This is a genomic window from Sphingobacterium sp. BS-2 (genome assembly GCF_046161205.1).
GTDB lineage: Bacteria > Bacteroidota > Bacteroidia > Sphingobacteriales > Sphingobacteriaceae > Sphingobacterium > Sphingobacterium mizutaii.
Window position 1 is genome coordinate 81,496 of sequence record NZ_JBIXGO010000017.1, and the last position, 15,767, is coordinate 97,262.

A 15,767-nucleotide genomic window follows, 5' to 3' on the forward strand; every position below is an offset into this window, starting at 1 on the left:
ATTGCAGATGGAATTGATATGGACGAATCGGAAAGGAGCTGAAAAAGCCAGCATCGTTGTTCCTGATGTTTATGACCTAGGGTCTGAGCTGAAAGAACTGCTATTGGGCAATGAGGAGCTTTCAGACGGCCTATTTAGGTTCTTCCATACGGATGGACTGATTCTTATAGATGTCCATTCCCATCTTTCTCAGCGGGCTACTGCAAACTTGTCTTTCAAGGATAATGTGTTGCTCATTGTTTTTCATCTTGAGGGAGATGTAAGGATCATGGACATGGAGAGCAGTCATGCCTCTGGTTTAAAGTTACAAAGAGGGGAGCATAAATTCGAGATTTTTAATGCCAATAATTTAAAGATAATTTATGAACCGGCTTTAATGGTCAATTCCTTTATCATCCTTCTTTCTCCGGAGTTCAGCCATCGGATTATCCCTCATAATTACAGCAATCAGGATGGTCTGATTAAAGCGGTTATGGATGGAGATAGGATTAGTTTGCCTCTAGATTTTGCGCCATTGAGCCTGGATATGAAACAGATAATCGAGAAGGTTCGTAACTGTAGTCGAAAGGGTTCATTTCATCGTCTATGTCTTGAGATAAAGATTGCTGAATTGCTGATGCTGCAATTGGAACAGCAAGCCAGTTTGCATTCAGAACAGTTGGCAAGACCGGCCATGCATGATGCGGATATTGAAAAAATAGAAGAAGCGAAAAACATTTTGGAGGATCAATATATCCAACCCCCAACCATAAAGGATCTGGCAGGGATGGTTGGTCTAAACGAAACAAAGCTCAAAACTAATTTTAAGAAGACCTTTAACAGTACCATCCATGCCTATACACAACGGATAAGGATGCAAAAGGCGCATGAGCTTCTTACCCAAAAGAATTTATTGTTGAAGGAAATTGCCATGCAAGTTGGCTATCAAAAACCTTCAAATTTTACCAGTGCCTATAAGGAATTTTTTGGGATACATCCAGGTGATGTTGCCAGAAATAGGAAAAGAAAGGAATATTAATGAGCACCTGTTTTCTTATAGAAAACATAACATTGGCTTTTGTTTTTCTTTTGGATTAAAATTTTAAATTGCAACTCAAGCAAGGGGGATGCAAGAAATCTAGGTGCTCTAATCGTTATTTAGAACTAGGTCCTTGTAAGCGGCCCTGTTTGTCGGTTGTTCTTTGAAATTGTCGAAATTTCGCATTTATTGCTGCTGAATGCGAAAGTTTAATCATCGTTACTTTTGGAGCCCAAAAGTACCAAACCGACGAAGGAGCTCAGGGATACCAATTCTCATTGTTACTTTTGGAGCCCAAAAGTAACCAAAAACCTTTGGCTCATTTAAGGTGGCTCTTCGCACATTCCCACACACATGGATAGAATGCCTTGTTGTCGGGAATATCTTCCTTCAAAATTCTCCCTTTAGATGGAGAATTTTTTGAAAGCATTCCAAGGCCAATCCCATCGCACAAGTCGACGGCATTCTATCCATCTCTCCGCCACTGGAAATGAGCCGGGGGCTAAAGGGCTTCCTCCGGAAGGATGAATGTTCCTTGACCCACTAACAATGCAGAATCCTAGCAAGAAAAGAACCCTAGAAGGGTTCAATTATTTTAGCAATCCCATCGCACAAGTCGACGGCATTCTTTCCATTTGTCCGCCAAGGAAATGAGCCGGGGCTAAAGGACTTCCTGCGGAAGGATGGTTGTTTGTATAAATTGGGAACCCCTGGAAGGGGTGGAATCTTTATAGAAAATTGGATCGTCTAAAGGATAACCCACAGCGTGGGTGAAATATTTTTCTGAAAATCCTTTAAATGGGTTTATAATGAAAAAAAATAGTTCCCTCATCTTACGATTTCGGGATGACAACCATCCTAAAAAAAATAAAAAAATAGATTCAGAGCACAGCGAAGAATCCCTCTCAGGAGGCTTCCAATTCTGAACGATTAGTGAAGAATCTGTACGATTCTCCACCTCATGACCTTGTCATTCTCAATCGAAGATTGAGGACCTGTTCGTCATTCCAATCATCGTTTGTATGGTTCCGAGACACTTCGTTCCTCAGTGTGACACCGGAAAAGAAAGGCCTTTTTAGCGATGTGCCGACCCGAGGGGTTCAATTATTTTTATTAAAAAATTCCTCAAATCAGGAAGCTGCAATAAAAGTTAGGGTCTATAATCATTCTTCAAGAGTACAACAGAAAACTAGTGCTTTGTAATGGAGTGTACTGTAGATTGTTGTGCATAAGAATAAGGTTTCTCACTTTTAATTCAACAAGTAGGGTCGAGTATCGAAAATTTGAAAAGCAAAGATATTCTACAGTCTTCTTAAATATGAATAGGAACTATATGTTCAAAAATGAAAAGAGCTGCCCATTACAGGCAGCCCTTCCTTATTAAACTCATAGGTAATCAACATTTTTCTGTTCCGCAGCATTCTATTTCCGATTTTATCCCCAATGCCTTCAAGATGTTATTCAGCAGGCACCATTGGGTAATGGAAAATTGCAATAGGTTTACACCTACAAATACGGCGAGCCATATCCAATTGATATTGATAAAATAGGCTCCTAAGCTGGATATTAAAACCATCGCACCGGCGATCATTTTAATGTAGCGTTCTCTAGTCATATTTGATATTTAACTGGTTAATTTGATTTTTCAATAGAACTGATGGCGATATGCACTTTCGAGTGCAGGTCCATCGTCCGGTTTAATTCTTCCACGGCGGAGAAAATCTGATCAGATTGCTCATCCTGCACAAAGGCAAAGAATAGCAAGGATTCAGTCTTGTTCATTTCAGAAGCGAACCAATTATCCTTCACTGCATCCTTGGTGCTATCCCTATAGCCCGTTACGGCGCTATAAGAATAGGTGATCACATTATTTTCTGCCAGCAAATTTTTGACGCTGTATTGGTAGCTATTTGCAGCTGTAATGATTAATAGTTTCATAATAGTAGATCTTAAAAATTAATCCTTATTGTTTGCCCATTTTTTGCGTTCCACGATATAGTATACCAATGGTACGACGAACAAGGTCAAGATCGTAGATACGATGGCACCACCCACAAGGGAGATGGCTAGACCTTGGAAAATAGGGTCGAAAAGAATAACCGATGCACCGATTACAACCGCTCCTGTCGTCAAGAGGATAGGCGTGGTCCGAACAGCACCCGCATCGATGATGGCCTGTTTCAAAGGAATTCCATCTTTCAGCCTGATCTCAATAAAGTCGATCAGCAACACGGAGTTCCTCACCATGACCCCGGCCAGGGCAATCATCCCAATGAATGAAGTAGCTGTAAAGAAGGCGCCCAACAGCCAGTGACCGAGTACAATTCCGATCAGTGATAATGGGATTGCCACCATCATGACAATCGGTGTTTTGAAATCTTGGAACCAGCCTACGATCAGCATGTAGATAATGATGATCACGACCATAAAGGCAATTCCTAAGTCACGGAATACCTCAAGGGTAATTTGCCATTCACCATCCCACTTAACCGTGAAATTGCTGGTTTCCTTAGGCTGACCCATGTACAGGTCGGAGATTTCATATCCTGTAGGCAATTTCATTTGCTTTAGGGTTTCCTCCATTCCCAAGATGGCATAAGCAGGACTTTCCAGATCACCAGCCATATCCGCAAGGACATAAACCACGCGCTGCTGATCCTTTCTGCTGATGGATTTTCTCAGGGTATCTTGTTTTACCTGTACGATATCACGAACAGGGACCATATTGCCTTGCTGACCTTTGATCTTCAGGTTCTGGATATCGTCAATATTCGTTTTGTCCTTATCGTCTAAGGCCATCACGATTCCTACCGGATTTACCGACTTTTCATCGTAAAGATTAGAAATAGGGTATTCACGCAATAGGTAAGTCAGGTTGCCAACCACTTGTTGTGGAGCAATACCGTTCAACATGGCTTTTTCCTTGTCTACTTCCAATTTATATTCGGTCTGCACATCTTCAACGCCCCAGTCTACATCGACCACATCATTGGTTTTCTTCAGGATTTCCTTGACTTGATAAGCCACCTTGATCTGCTCTTGATAGTCGGGACCATAAACTTCCGCAACTATGGTCGATAATACTGGAGGACCAGGAGGGACCTCCACAATCTTCACATTGGCATGGTGCTTTTGAGCTATGGCCTGAATCGCTGGTCGAATACGCTTTGCAATAGCATGGCTCTGCTCATCACGATCAGTTTTGTTCAACAGGTTCACTTGGATGTCCGCCATATTACTTCCACCACGCAGGTCATAGTGACGAACCAAACCATTGAAGGTAATCGGAGCCGATGTTCCGATATAATTCTGATAGTTTACAACCTCAGGCACAGTCGTTAAATATTGAGAAATTTCCTTGGCTACTGCCGATGTCCTTTCTAATGTCGTGCCTTCCGGCATATCGATCACCACCTGGAATTCATTCTTGTTGTCAAATGGAAGCATCTTTACAGCAACTGATTTCGTAAAGAACATACCCACAGATCCAAACAAAAGAACCACAGTCAGCCCTAGTACCAACCAACGTTTCTTGGAGTTGTCCAATAGTGGTTTTTCAAACTTGTTATAGATCTTATAGATCCAACTGGTCTGATGCCCCTGTTCCTCTTTTTCATGTTGCTTCTCTTTTTCATTCAACAAATGGTAGCCTAGGTAAGGCGTAATGGTCAAAGCAACAAATAGAGAAAGCAACATGGCAATGGATGCACCAATTGGCATAGGACTCATATAAGGGCCCATCATTCCCGAAACGAAGGCCATCGGTAGAATAGCCGCAATAACAGTGAAAGTTGCCAAGATGGTCGGGTTACCTACTTCATTGATCGCATAAATAGCGGCATCCTTGAATGGCAGTTTCCGCATCTTAAAATGCCTGTGCATATTCTCGGCAATGATAATACTATCATCCACCACGATACCTACGACAAAGACCAGAGCGAATAAGGTAATCCGGTTCAAGGTGTAGCCCAGCATATAATAGCTAAAGAGTGTTAGAGCAAAGGTCAGCGGTACAGAAAGGAACACAACTAATCCACCACGCCAGCCCATAGCCAACATAACCAATGCCGTAACTGCTACAATGGCCACTCCAAGGTGGAACAGCAATTCATTTACTTTATGTGAAGCTGTTTCGCCATAGTTCCTGGTTACTTCTACTTTTACATCCTTAGGGATCAAGTTGTCCTGTAATTTCTCTACACGCTTCAAGATCTGCTCCGAGATTTGCATCGCATCCGCGCCTTGCACTTTCGCAATGGAAAGAGTGACAGCAGGGTATTCAGATGGATTGCTTTCGAAGTTCTCATTGTTCTTGCTGTATCCAAAAGACACATAGCTTTTGGCTGTTCCAGCAGCATCATTGATCTGTGCGACCTGTTTTAAGTAAACTGGCATCTGTTGGTGCACACCAACCACCAAGTTTTCCATATCTTCTTTGCTTGCCAAGAATTGACCAGTTGTCAATAAAAACTCCTGATCGTGCTGCACAAAGCTACCTGACTGCATGCTGCCGTTATTGGCTTGGATCATCTGCATGATACTCAAGGCATCAACGCCATTCTCAGCCATCTTATCTTTGTCCAAGACCACTTTCAATTCGCGACTACGGCCACCAATCTCCTTAATGGTAGAGACATCCTTGATCTTTTTGATTTCTGAGGAGACCTCTTCCGCCATCTGACGGATTTGGAAATCATCATATCGATCGCTCCAAAGGGTCAGTGCCAACATCGGCACATCGTTTATCGACCTTGTTTTAACAACCGGAGGATACACACCCTGAGGGAATATATGCTGGTTTTTTATCAACTCATCATAGAGTTTTACATAGGAACGTTCAATATCTTCGCCCACATAAAATTGGACAATGATCATCGCCTGCCCGTTCATGGCAGTACTATGTAGGTGCTCTACACCTTTGATATTGGAAATGATTTTTTCCAAGGGTTCCAATACCCTTCTTTCAACTTCCTCTGGGCTTGCTCCAGGGTAACCGACCATAATGTCGGCCATTGGGACGTTGATTTGAGGTTCTTCCTCTCTAGGGATCAACGAAGAACTATATACACCGATGATCATCAACCCAACCATCAACAGTATGGATAGTTTGGAGTTCAAGAACATCGAGGCTATTTTACCTGATAAACCATTTTGCATTGCTCTGAATTTAAATTTTAAAGATTTTTACCTGTTCTGAAGGCTTATTTAGCCTTGATTTGAACTCCGTTGAATAATCGTCCATCAGCCTTTAGCACATACTTTTCATTTTCTGATAACCCAGATAGGACCTCAACATCATTTCCATAGGTTTTACCCAACCTTACCCATCTCAATAGTGCAATGTTCTGGTCATTTAGGACATAGATTCCTTTCAATTGCCCTTCCTCAATGATGGCTTCCTTCGGGATAAGGGTCATGCTTGTTGCCGCTTCTGCCGATGCACTGCGTTCAATTGGGAATACCGCTTGGACAAACATGCCCGAAAGGATCTGCGCAGGTTCATCTAAATTGATCTTGACGATGTATTGTCCGCCTGTATTCTGTGCAGAACTGCTCATTTCAGCTACTCTACCTTTTATGGTTTTTTGAGTCGACTTAATGGTCACATCAGCCTGCATGCCGTTTTTAATATTTAATATTTCGCTCTCGGATACCATCACTACCGCTTGAAGTTTAGAAGCGCCTTCCATGCTAATGATTGGCATACCTGGATTCGCCATTTCACCTTTCTTCATGAAAGTCCCGGTAATAACTCCACTGAAAGGAGCAGTAATATTGGAATAGGAGAATTGTGCCATGACTTCATTGCGCATTTGTTTGGCAGCTTCCAATCCAGCCTTTGCCATTTCCATTCGAGTGCTCATATCATCCAGTTCCTTTTGGCTAGCACTTTTTTGAGCAAACAAGGCTTCGAAACGTTCGTAATCTTTTCTTGCATTGTTGTAACCGGCATTTGCTTGTGCAATTCCAGCTTCTGCCTGTGCTTTTTTAGCGGTCAGGTCATTGCTGCTGATTCGAGCCAATAGTTGACCTTGAGAGACCTTTTGTCCGGTTTTGACGGTAATATCAGTCACGAATCCCATTAATCGCGTACTGATCATCGCACTGTTCTCTGCTTCTATTTTACCGCTGGCAGTTACATACTTTCCTTGGTTTGATCCTGCAGTTTGTCCTATCGTTGCAGAGATAGCTGATAGTTCCACCTTCTTTTGTTCTGCTTGATTCGAGCAGGAAGAAAGGGAGCCCAAAAGAGCTAAAAAGCTTATAGATGTTAATATTGTTTTCATTGTATGAGTTAATTTGATGGTTGGGTTAAAAACTTGATTTGTATGATGGAAAGGTTGTATTCTTTGATCGCTTCCAGCAATTCCACTTGTTTCTCGAAATCCTTAGCTTGGGCAACCAATAAGTCGGAGGTTTTTTCCAGACCTTGGCTGTAGCGGTTTTCCAAAATCCTTAGGGATTCAGAAGCTTGTTTTTGTGCAGTCTCCGTTAAGCGGATCTTTGCTTGGTTGGCAACTAGATCGCGTTTAGCTTTCTGCAATTCCAATTCATGTTTTTCAACATAGACCAGCATTTCGGATTCAGCCTTGGCATAGGAGATTTGGCTCTGTTTGATTTTATTCTGGGTTTCATTCCCATTGAAAATATCCCATGAAAGCGAAATTCCAGCTAAATAGCCATTTGCACCGAAGCCAACAATCTTCTTGTCGTTGAAATTATATTCCCCAAAGGCATTGATCCTAGGGAGTAATTTTTTCCTATTCATATCAATCATCTGTCCTTGTGCTGCTAAGCCTGAAACCATGGCTCTGATGTCAGCTCTTTCTTGTGAGAACGTCAATTGATCAGTAGCTAAGCTCATGCTAGTCAGTGGAGTATCAGGTATGTAGATTTCATTAGCAGGCTTGCCCATTAACCAGTTCAGGTAATCCGAAAGGTTAGAAATATGGTTATCGACTTCAATACCTTTGTTTTGGACCTCCGAGAGTCCTACCTGTACCAAATAGACATCCGAAGCTTTGGCATATCCTTGTTGTTCCATATTTCTGGTGTTGCGCAATACCTCTTCATAGGCAATCTGTCCCTTTTCTACAGCTTTCTTCGCTTCATAAAGGAACTGAAGGTTGCTATAGGCTTTTTCGATCTCTACAACCAGCATCTCTTCTGCGAATTTCTTTTGGTATTGATTGGCGGCAATTTTTTCTTTCAAGGCTTTTCTTGCCGAATAGACATCGAAGTTCAAAAGGGGTTGTTGAAAGGCTAGTTTGGTATTGAAATGAGCCATATCATCAGGGTTGTTCAACAGATCTGGATTGAAATCTGCTGCGGTCACCGTTTTTTGCTGAAGCTTGAATCCAAATGAATTCAAAGGGTCATTGGTGAAAAACGCAGTGTGGCTCACAGATACTTTCGGAAGAAATCCAGATTTAGTTCCTTCCAGTTCTGCATTGGAAAAGTCAATTTCTTTTTGTTGTACCCGAAGCTGCGAATTGTTCTGCTTCATTTGGCTGATCGCTTCTTCTAAGCTCAATGGCTGCTGCGCCATTAAATAGCTGCTCAATGAAGAAAGGATAATAATTAGTACTATAAATCTTTTATACATACCTGATCGTATTTAATTAATAATGCAAAATTCAGATATGGCGAAGTGATTTTAGGTTACAGTAGTTACACAAGGAAAAAAAATAATGATTATTTTTCAAAGGGATAAAATGTAGCTGAGTTTAAAGAAAATGGTCTTTTCTGATTAATAGAGCGTCTTTTTGAAACTTTAATTTGCAGACTTTTAAACAATTACATACTTTTGCCCATAATTCTTTGATTTAATCATCCATTAATCTAAAGAAATCATGACAGAGCACAACAACATATCGTCCCTTTCGCTCATTGCCTAAATAGGCAGTCAAATCCCTTATATTTTAATATATAGTGAGTATTGTTCTACAACAATGCTGCTGCCTTAATTTCCTTGGGTTTTCTGAGCGTTTTCAAAAGGGTATATCCTAATCAAGGACGAAATGAATCAGAAAATCAAATTCAAAAACATGTAATTAATTGCGATGAGCAATTTGGATTGGTCGTGCGGTATGAAATCTGCTCGACGCAAAAAGCAACTTGTCAAAAAGGATAGAGACAAAAGGTTGATTGCCTTGTGGCGGCGTTATTGCAAGCTCAGCAAATACAAATGGAGTTTGCCTTTCGTGGAAATTGAACAGCCTTATCAACGTGGTTGGAAGCGATATTTTGTATTGCATGATGACCTAAGGTATAATCCTAGAAAGGATTTCTTTGAGGCTTTATTGGAAAAGATCAATACTGTTGAATACCATCATGATCAGGATTTTAAGTTTAAGAAACGGAAAAAAAAGCGGTCAGGCTATGAATATAAGCGGCAATTCCTTCGTGAGTTTGCTTCTTATGAATGGATTGATAATAAAATGAAGTTAACGGAAGAGGAACGAGCTTATTTCATGGAAGTGGAAACCTACAATGTATATGCGAAAAGGACGAGTATCAGCTATGTGTTTACTGAACCCTGGCGTTATAAATTGAAAGTTGCCCCGCATTTTGTGACACATGCAAGAAAGCTCGATGTTGAAGTAGAGCGGGAATTGGCATTTGTCAATAATCATATCAACAAGAATTTCCTTTGGCCTAGAATCGGTCGGTTGACATCCGGTAAAGGCTATCGAGGTAATCGCTTTCTTGACGAGAAACCAAAGTATAAAAACAGAATTAAAAACATTCCCAGGTACAGTTTCAAAGAACGATTCCTGGAATTAGATATTTAGAGCCAATGGGCAATTTAAGAACAAAAGATTTAAGTAAAATAGGTTATCAGAATGATCAGCTCAGAAGTTTGGTCATTAACATAGCCAGTAAAAATTTCAAGCATCACTGCAAACAAGAATTGCTTGACTTGCTTGTGGAAATTAAGAATAATCCAGAGGCATTTTTGGAAATCGAAGAGACCAAGAAAATAGCGGAAAAGATTATTGGAAAAGTGAAAGAACAGAATTTCAAGGTTTATGAATTAAGAGAAGAACCGATCCCTTGCAAGATTTATGGAAGTAAGGGGATTGAATCTTCTGCAAAGAAGCAGATGGAAATAGCCTGTATGTTGCCGGTAAGTGTTCAGGGAGCATTGATGCCAGATGCGCACATGGGATTTGGATTGCCAATTGGAGGGGTCTTGGCTACCGAACAAGCTATAATTCCATACGCTGTGGGAATGGATATTGGATGTCGAATGGCACTCTCTATTCTGGATGCAGCAGCAGGTTTTACCAAAAAGTATGAATACCAGATTGTGCAAGCCTTGAAAAACCATACTCATTTCGGTATGGAAGGAGGCCTGGAAATCAGGCAGGACCATGAGATCTTGGACCATTCCCTGTTCAATGAACTGCCTTTTCTCAAACCATTGCGAGGAAAGGCCGCCAGACAATTAGGGACTTCGGGCAATGGGAATCACTTTGTAGAATTTGGTGAAATTGAGTTAATGGAAAATAATAGTCTCGGTTTGGAACCCAAGGTCTATACCGCTTTGCTCACGCATTCTGGAAGTCGTGGTTTGGGTGCAGCCATTGCTAAACAGTATACCCAAATCGCTATGGAAAGCTGTAAGTTACCTCGTCAAGCACAGCAATTGGCCTGGCTAGATATGGAATCAGAAGCAGGACAGGAATATTGGTTAGCCATGAATTTAGCCGGTGATTATGCCAAAGCTTGCCATGATCGTATCCATAAAAACTTGTTAAGTGCGTTGGGCCTGAAGGCAATGGCGATGGTGGAGAATCATCATAATTTTGCTTGGAAGGATGTTCTTTCGAATGGTAAAGAGACCATAATCCATCGCAAAGGCGCAACACCAGCCCATCAAGGAGAATTAGGAATCATCCCCGGGAGTATGACGACGGCGGCATATTTAGTGGCAGGCAGAGGAATTGCGAATGCCTTAAATTCTGCTTCCCATGGCTCTGGACGTGCAATGAGCCGGCAAAAAGCCAAAGTTAATATGACTAACTCTGCCATGAAAAAGCTGATTTCTAGTGCAAATGTCAAACTGATCGGAGGATCAGTAGAGGAGAACCCTCTGGCTTACAAGGATATTGAACAGGTTATGCTTTCCCAAAGAGAACTTGTTGATATCCAAGGAAAGTTTATCCCGAAGATTGTTAGAATGCATAAGGAGTAAAATTTTATGGAGCACTAATAAGGCGGCAAGAAATTGCCGCCTTTTTTTGGTAAAATGTATTTATTATTCATTCTCTATTAATATTCTTTACAGAAGAAAACCAAAAATAGCCTATATTTAAGAAGTGAAAAACACAGGACTAAGCTTAATCATCTTCTTTTCTATTCTTTCGATTGTCTTCCTTCAAAGCTGTTCAGATTTGAACCAACAGGATTTAATTGAAAAAAAATTGGTTTCCTATCAAGGCAGAGATACTGTTACGATTGATCTAATCCTACATGAAAAACGATTTGTTGGGAAATATAAAGTCAATGGTCCAGGTGATTATCTTATAACAGGTGAGGTGGAAGGTGAAATCAAAGCAGATACCTTGCTTGGAAGTCTCTATTATACCCCTTTTGGTTGGCGTGATAAAAAGCGCAAAGCTTTCGCTTTGCTGGCAAAAAATGACCAATATTTTTCTGGTAAAGGCACTGAACTGATCTATATGGGCATTCCTTATTTTGTGCCTACAACACTTAGCTTTGGACCAGATAAGGGTGTCTATCAAGTAGTTGATTAACTAAAGTTTCCAATTGCAACTTGTTTTAAATCAATAGGCTACATTCAATTGACCTTAATTTTTTGTAACTTAGTTGAACATACTCATTCAGATTATTTTGCTTTTTATTTGTAATAAATTGCCCAACTAATCTGTCTTAGCATTATGACCAAGACTAACATTATTATCCTAATCGGCTTTATTGTATTGAAGTTTATTCTGCAATATTCTTTGGTTCACCCTATCTATGACCTTCAACGAGACGAGTTTTTACATTTAGACCAAGCCAATCATCTGGCTTGGGGATTTCAGTCCGTTCCGCCGATGACTTCTTGGATCTCCCTAATCATTAAGTTTTTGGGGAATGGTGTCTTTTGGATCCGTTTCTTTCCAGCATTATTTGGGGCATTGACCATTTTGCTGGTCTGGAAAACCATTGAAGAATTGAAATGGAACCTTTTTGCATTGCTATTGGGTACAACTTGTGTCACCTTCTCAGTTTATCTACGATTAAATACCCTTTATCAGCCAAATTCATTGGATGTGCTCTGCTGGACTTCAATGTTCTTTTTCTTGGTTAAATACCTGAATAGGAATGAGAACAAATGGCTAATTTACCTATCCCTCGCATTTGCCGTTGGTTTTTTGAATAAGTACAATATCCTTTTTCTAGTCATGGGATTAGTGCCAGCGTTTATCCTGGTTCCAGAAAGGAAAATCTTTACAAATCGAATATTGTATCTCGGTATCCTTTTGGCTTTATTCTTGGTCCTTCCCAATATTATCTGGCAATATAGGAATGATTTCCCAGTCTTGAGACACATGAAGGAATTGTCGGAAACCCAACTGGTCCATGTGGATCGATGGGGCTTTCTCCGTTCGCAATTGATGTTCTTTCCAGGGACCTATTTACTGTTTATTATTGGACTTTATGGATTGGTGAAATATCCAGCCTTTAAAAAGTATAGGGTTTTCTTTTGGACTTTTTTCTTCGTTCTCACCATATTCCTGTACTTTAAAGCCAAAGATTATTATGCCTTAGGACTTTACCCTATTTATTTTGCGTTTGGATCAGTTTATTTGTCACATCTGCTGGACCAGAAAACTTGGACCAAAGTATTAAAACCAGTAATCTTAATATTTAGTTTTGTCCTCTTCCTTCCATTGTATTTTATTGCTTTTCCGAATAAGACCCCAGCATATATTGTAAAGCATCCTGAATATTATAGAAAGTTTGGAATGTTGAAATGGGAAGATGGAAAGGAACATCAATTACCACAGGATTTTGCTGATATGCTAGGCTGGTCTGAATTGGCCCGAAAGGTTGACTCGGTGTATACAACAATGCCTGAAGCCCAGAATACCCTAGTGTTATGCGATAATTATGGTCAGGCGGGAGCCATAAATTATTATTCAAAGTTAGGTATCCAAGCAGTTTCTTTTAATGCTGATTATTTGAATTGGTTTGATTTGGAGATCCCATATAAAAATATCATCCGCATAAAGAATGCTCCGGAGGTTGAGAAAGAATTCGCAGAAACTGCTCCTTATTTTGAAAAGGCCCATTTAGCGGCTTCCATTGAAAACCAATATGCAAGGGAATATGGAACCGGCATCTTTTCTTTTATCGGGGCTAAACTAAATGTGAATGAACGGATTTGGGATGAAATCGAAGAGGAAAAGAGTTATTAGCCTTTACAGGGAAAAACCTGTAGATTTATATTTACCAATTTATTAACAATGTTGTAAAGGTTTAATTTTATTTCCGTTGAATTATACCTTTGCAGATTGAATGTTATCATTCGTAAAAGCCTATTTTTTTGAAATTTTATGGTTAAAAAAAGTGTACTAGAGAAGCTTTCCGACAAAGAGCTGGAAGGATTTATCCAACCAGGCTCGAGAAAGGTTCCTGAAGCGAAAAAGATGGCCTTGGAAATCTTGCTTGAAAGAGGACGAGTATTTTCTGAAGAGGAAAAAATCAAAGCGGAAAGTATAATCGAAAACCAGATCCAAACCGAATACCAAGAAGATCTAACGAGGAGAAAAGCAATGGATAAGCAGTTGACAGATGATCAAAATGCTGTTGCGTTATATACCAATTTTTTCATCTTCATAATCAGTATTGTTTTTGGAATTTTATATGGCTTTATTCTAGCCATGATAAATTATATTATCCTGAAAAAGTATGGTTTAGCTTTTTTATTGTTGGCAATCGGAATTGGGGCACTTTCTATTTCTAGTTATTTTATTGGCTTACTCATGACGAAGGTTTCAATATCAATTGATATCCTAGGTTTTATTGTAGGGGTATTTGTTTCTGCCATAGGTTTGGCTATCATTTCCTTATTCAATAAGAACTTTATTCCGAAAGATCTTGAATACCGGTCAAGATCAATCCTTATTCCTACACTTATTTGTATTGCTATTCTTATTCTAAAAAAAATCTATACCTAAAAATTGCCTTTTTGCTCAAAATAAAAAAGAGTGAACATCGGATTTATCCTAAATGTTCACTCTTTTTTTTATGCTTTTATTTCTTTTTCAACAAGATGGTGAAATGCCTCAAGATCTCTGATTCCCATACGATTTCTAGACCTGATTTGATCTCTTCTCGTCTATCAAAGATGTTTTTTAGGGCAGCAGCCACATAGTCCAGGTGTTTATAGCTGTAAGTCCTTCTTGGGATTGCCAATCGAAGTAGTTCCAACTTCGGGAAACGGTCTTTTCTGGTTTCGGGGTCTCGATCTGCAAGTAAGGTCCCAATTTCAACCCCGCGGACGCCGGATTCTTTATAGAGCTCAATCGCTAATGTTTGGGCAGGATATTCCGCACGAGGTACATGTGTCAAGAAGTTTAAGGCATCTACGAATACAGCATGCCCTCCAATTGGTTTTTGGATAGGGATTCCATATTCAATAAGTTTATTGCCTAGGTATTCCACTTGGTCGATTCTAGCCTTTAGATAGGGTAGTTCGGTTGATTCCAAAAGCCCTTGTGCCAATGCTGCTAGATCTCTGCCCGCAAGACCTCCATAAGTGATAAATCCTTCGTAGATAATTCCCATATTGCCACAGGCACGGTAGAGCTGTTCGTTTCGCATACCTAAAAGACCGCCAATATTCACCAAGCCATCTTTTTTAGCAGACATCGTAAATCCGTCTCCATAAGAAAACATCTCTTTTACGATTTCCTTGATAGTCTTGTCTTGGTATTCATCTTCGCGCTCTTTGATGAAATAGGCATTTTCAGCAAATCTAGCCGCATCAAAGAAAACTGGAATTCCATATCGATCGGATAAGGCCTTTACGTCCTTGATATTTTGCATAGATACCGGTTGACCTCCAGATGAATTGCAGGTAACTGTTATCATGCAGAATGGAATGTTTTCTTTTGGATGTGCTTTATAGACTTCTTCAAGCTTTTGGAGGTCGATATTACCTTTGAAAGGGTGGAGGTTATTGATGTCAAAGGCCTCATCAATGGTACAGTCTATTGCATGGGCCTTTCGGAATTCGATATGGCCTTTTGTCGTGTCGAAATGAGAGTTTCCCGGTACCACATTATTTTCTTTCACGAGGATGCTGAAAAGTACGTTCTCGGCGGCTCTTCCTTGGTGCGTTGGCAAGAAATAGGGGAATCCTAGGGTATGGCGAACGACTTCTCGGAGTTTGAGATACGATTGAGATCCAGCATAGCTTTCATCGCCCATCATGATTTCTGCCCATTGTCGGTCAGACATGGCTCCCGTACCGGAGTCCGTTAATAAATCAATAAAAACTCGGTCACTTGCTAGGTTAAAAAGATTGTTTCCTTCCTCCTCGATCCACTTTTCACGTTGTTCTCGGCTAGACATAAAGATTTCTTCAACCATCTTTACTTTATAAGGCTCTGCCCAGGGTAGTTCCATAAAATTTATATTTGGTTCACTGTTGTTAAAGTTAAAAAATTAATCTAGGAAATGCTGTACTTAAGCCTTCGAGGTATTGGAACAATTTTGTTATCAAAGG

General features: G+C 40.2%; 12 protein-coding genes. 6 read left to right on the plus strand and 6 right to left on the minus strand.

Annotation, left to right across the window (positions count from 1 at the left end):
• The first annotated feature begins 7 nt into the window (after positions 1–7).
• Positions 8–1,018, plus strand: a complete 1,011-nt coding sequence (locus ACK2WI_RS09170) for a helix-turn-helix transcriptional regulator (protein ID WP_409150470.1) — start codon at positions 8–10, stop codon at positions 1,016–1,018.
• A gap of 1,396 nt (positions 1,019–2,414) precedes the next feature.
• On the opposite strand, the gene ACK2WI_RS09175 is transcribed toward ACK2WI_RS09170, so the two are convergent.
• Genes ACK2WI_RS09175 through ACK2WI_RS09195 form a run of 5 tightly spaced genes read right to left on the minus strand, consistent with a single transcriptional unit; the run spans position 2,415 to position 8,624 of the window.
• Positions 2,415–2,633: a DUF2892 domain-containing protein gene (locus tag ACK2WI_RS09175; RefSeq protein ID WP_409150472.1), complete on the minus strand. Its 219-nt coding sequence runs from the start codon at positions 2,631–2,633 to the stop codon at positions 2,415–2,417.
• Between the two features lie 17 nt (positions 2,634–2,650).
• Complete coding sequence (locus ACK2WI_RS09180; protein WP_409150473.1) at positions 2,651–2,956, minus strand: hypothetical protein; 306 nt, start codon at positions 2,954–2,956, stop codon at positions 2,651–2,653.
• A gap of 18 nt (positions 2,957–2,974) precedes the next feature.
• Positions 2,975–6,175, minus strand: a complete 3,201-nt coding sequence (locus ACK2WI_RS09185) for an efflux RND transporter permease subunit (protein WP_409150475.1) — start codon at positions 6,173–6,175, stop codon at positions 2,975–2,977.
• Positions 6,176–6,219: 44 nt separating this feature from the next.
• Positions 6,220–7,305 carry an efflux RND transporter periplasmic adaptor subunit gene (locus tag ACK2WI_RS09190; RefSeq protein WP_409150477.1) on the minus strand — a complete coding sequence of 362 codons (1,086 nt, stop codon included), beginning with the start codon at positions 7,303–7,305 and terminating at the stop codon, positions 6,220–6,222.
• Between the two features lie 8 nt (positions 7,306–7,313).
• Positions 7,314–8,624, minus strand: a complete 1,311-nt coding sequence (locus tag ACK2WI_RS09195; protein WP_409150479.1) for a TolC family protein — start codon at positions 8,622–8,624, stop codon at positions 7,314–7,316.
• A 457-nt stretch (positions 8,625–9,081) separates the two neighbouring features.
• On the opposite strand from ACK2WI_RS09195, the gene ACK2WI_RS09200 reads away from it, so the two are divergent.
• The 5 genes from ACK2WI_RS09200 to ACK2WI_RS09220 all read left to right on the plus strand — a co-directional run bounded on the left by ACK2WI_RS09200 (position 9,082) and on the right by ACK2WI_RS09220 (position 14,214).
• On the plus strand, positions 9,082–9,813 hold the full coding sequence (locus ACK2WI_RS09200) for a hypothetical protein (RefSeq protein WP_409150480.1): 732 nt from the start codon (positions 9,082–9,084) through the stop codon (positions 9,811–9,813).
• Between the two features lie 5 nt (positions 9,814–9,818).
• Positions 9,819–11,219, plus strand: a complete 1,401-nt coding sequence (locus ACK2WI_RS09205; RefSeq protein WP_409150482.1) for an RtcB family protein — start codon at positions 9,819–9,821, stop codon at positions 11,217–11,219.
• Positions 11,220–11,343: 124 nt separating this feature from the next.
• Positions 11,344–11,781: a hypothetical protein gene (locus ACK2WI_RS09210; protein ID WP_409150484.1), complete on the plus strand. Its 438-nt coding sequence runs from the start codon at positions 11,344–11,346 to the stop codon at positions 11,779–11,781.
• Positions 11,782–11,925: 144 nt separating this feature from the next.
• Positions 11,926–13,452: a glycosyltransferase family 39 protein gene (locus ACK2WI_RS09215; RefSeq protein ID WP_409150486.1), complete on the plus strand. Its 1,527-nt coding sequence runs from the start codon at positions 11,926–11,928 to the stop codon at positions 13,450–13,452.
• 138 nt (positions 13,453–13,590) lie between these two features.
• Positions 13,591–14,214, plus strand: a complete 624-nt coding sequence (locus ACK2WI_RS09220; RefSeq protein WP_409150487.1) for a hypothetical protein — start codon at positions 13,591–13,593, stop codon at positions 14,212–14,214.
• A 76-nt stretch (positions 14,215–14,290) separates the two neighbouring features.
• Here ACK2WI_RS09220 and ACK2WI_RS09225 read toward each other — a convergent pair whose 3' ends face one another.
• Positions 14,291–15,667 (minus strand): tryptophanase, encoded by a 1,377-nt coding sequence (locus tag ACK2WI_RS09225; RefSeq protein ID WP_409150488.1) that lies wholly within the window; start codon positions 15,665–15,667, stop codon positions 14,291–14,293.
• Between the last annotated feature and the right edge of the window lie 100 nt (positions 15,668–15,767).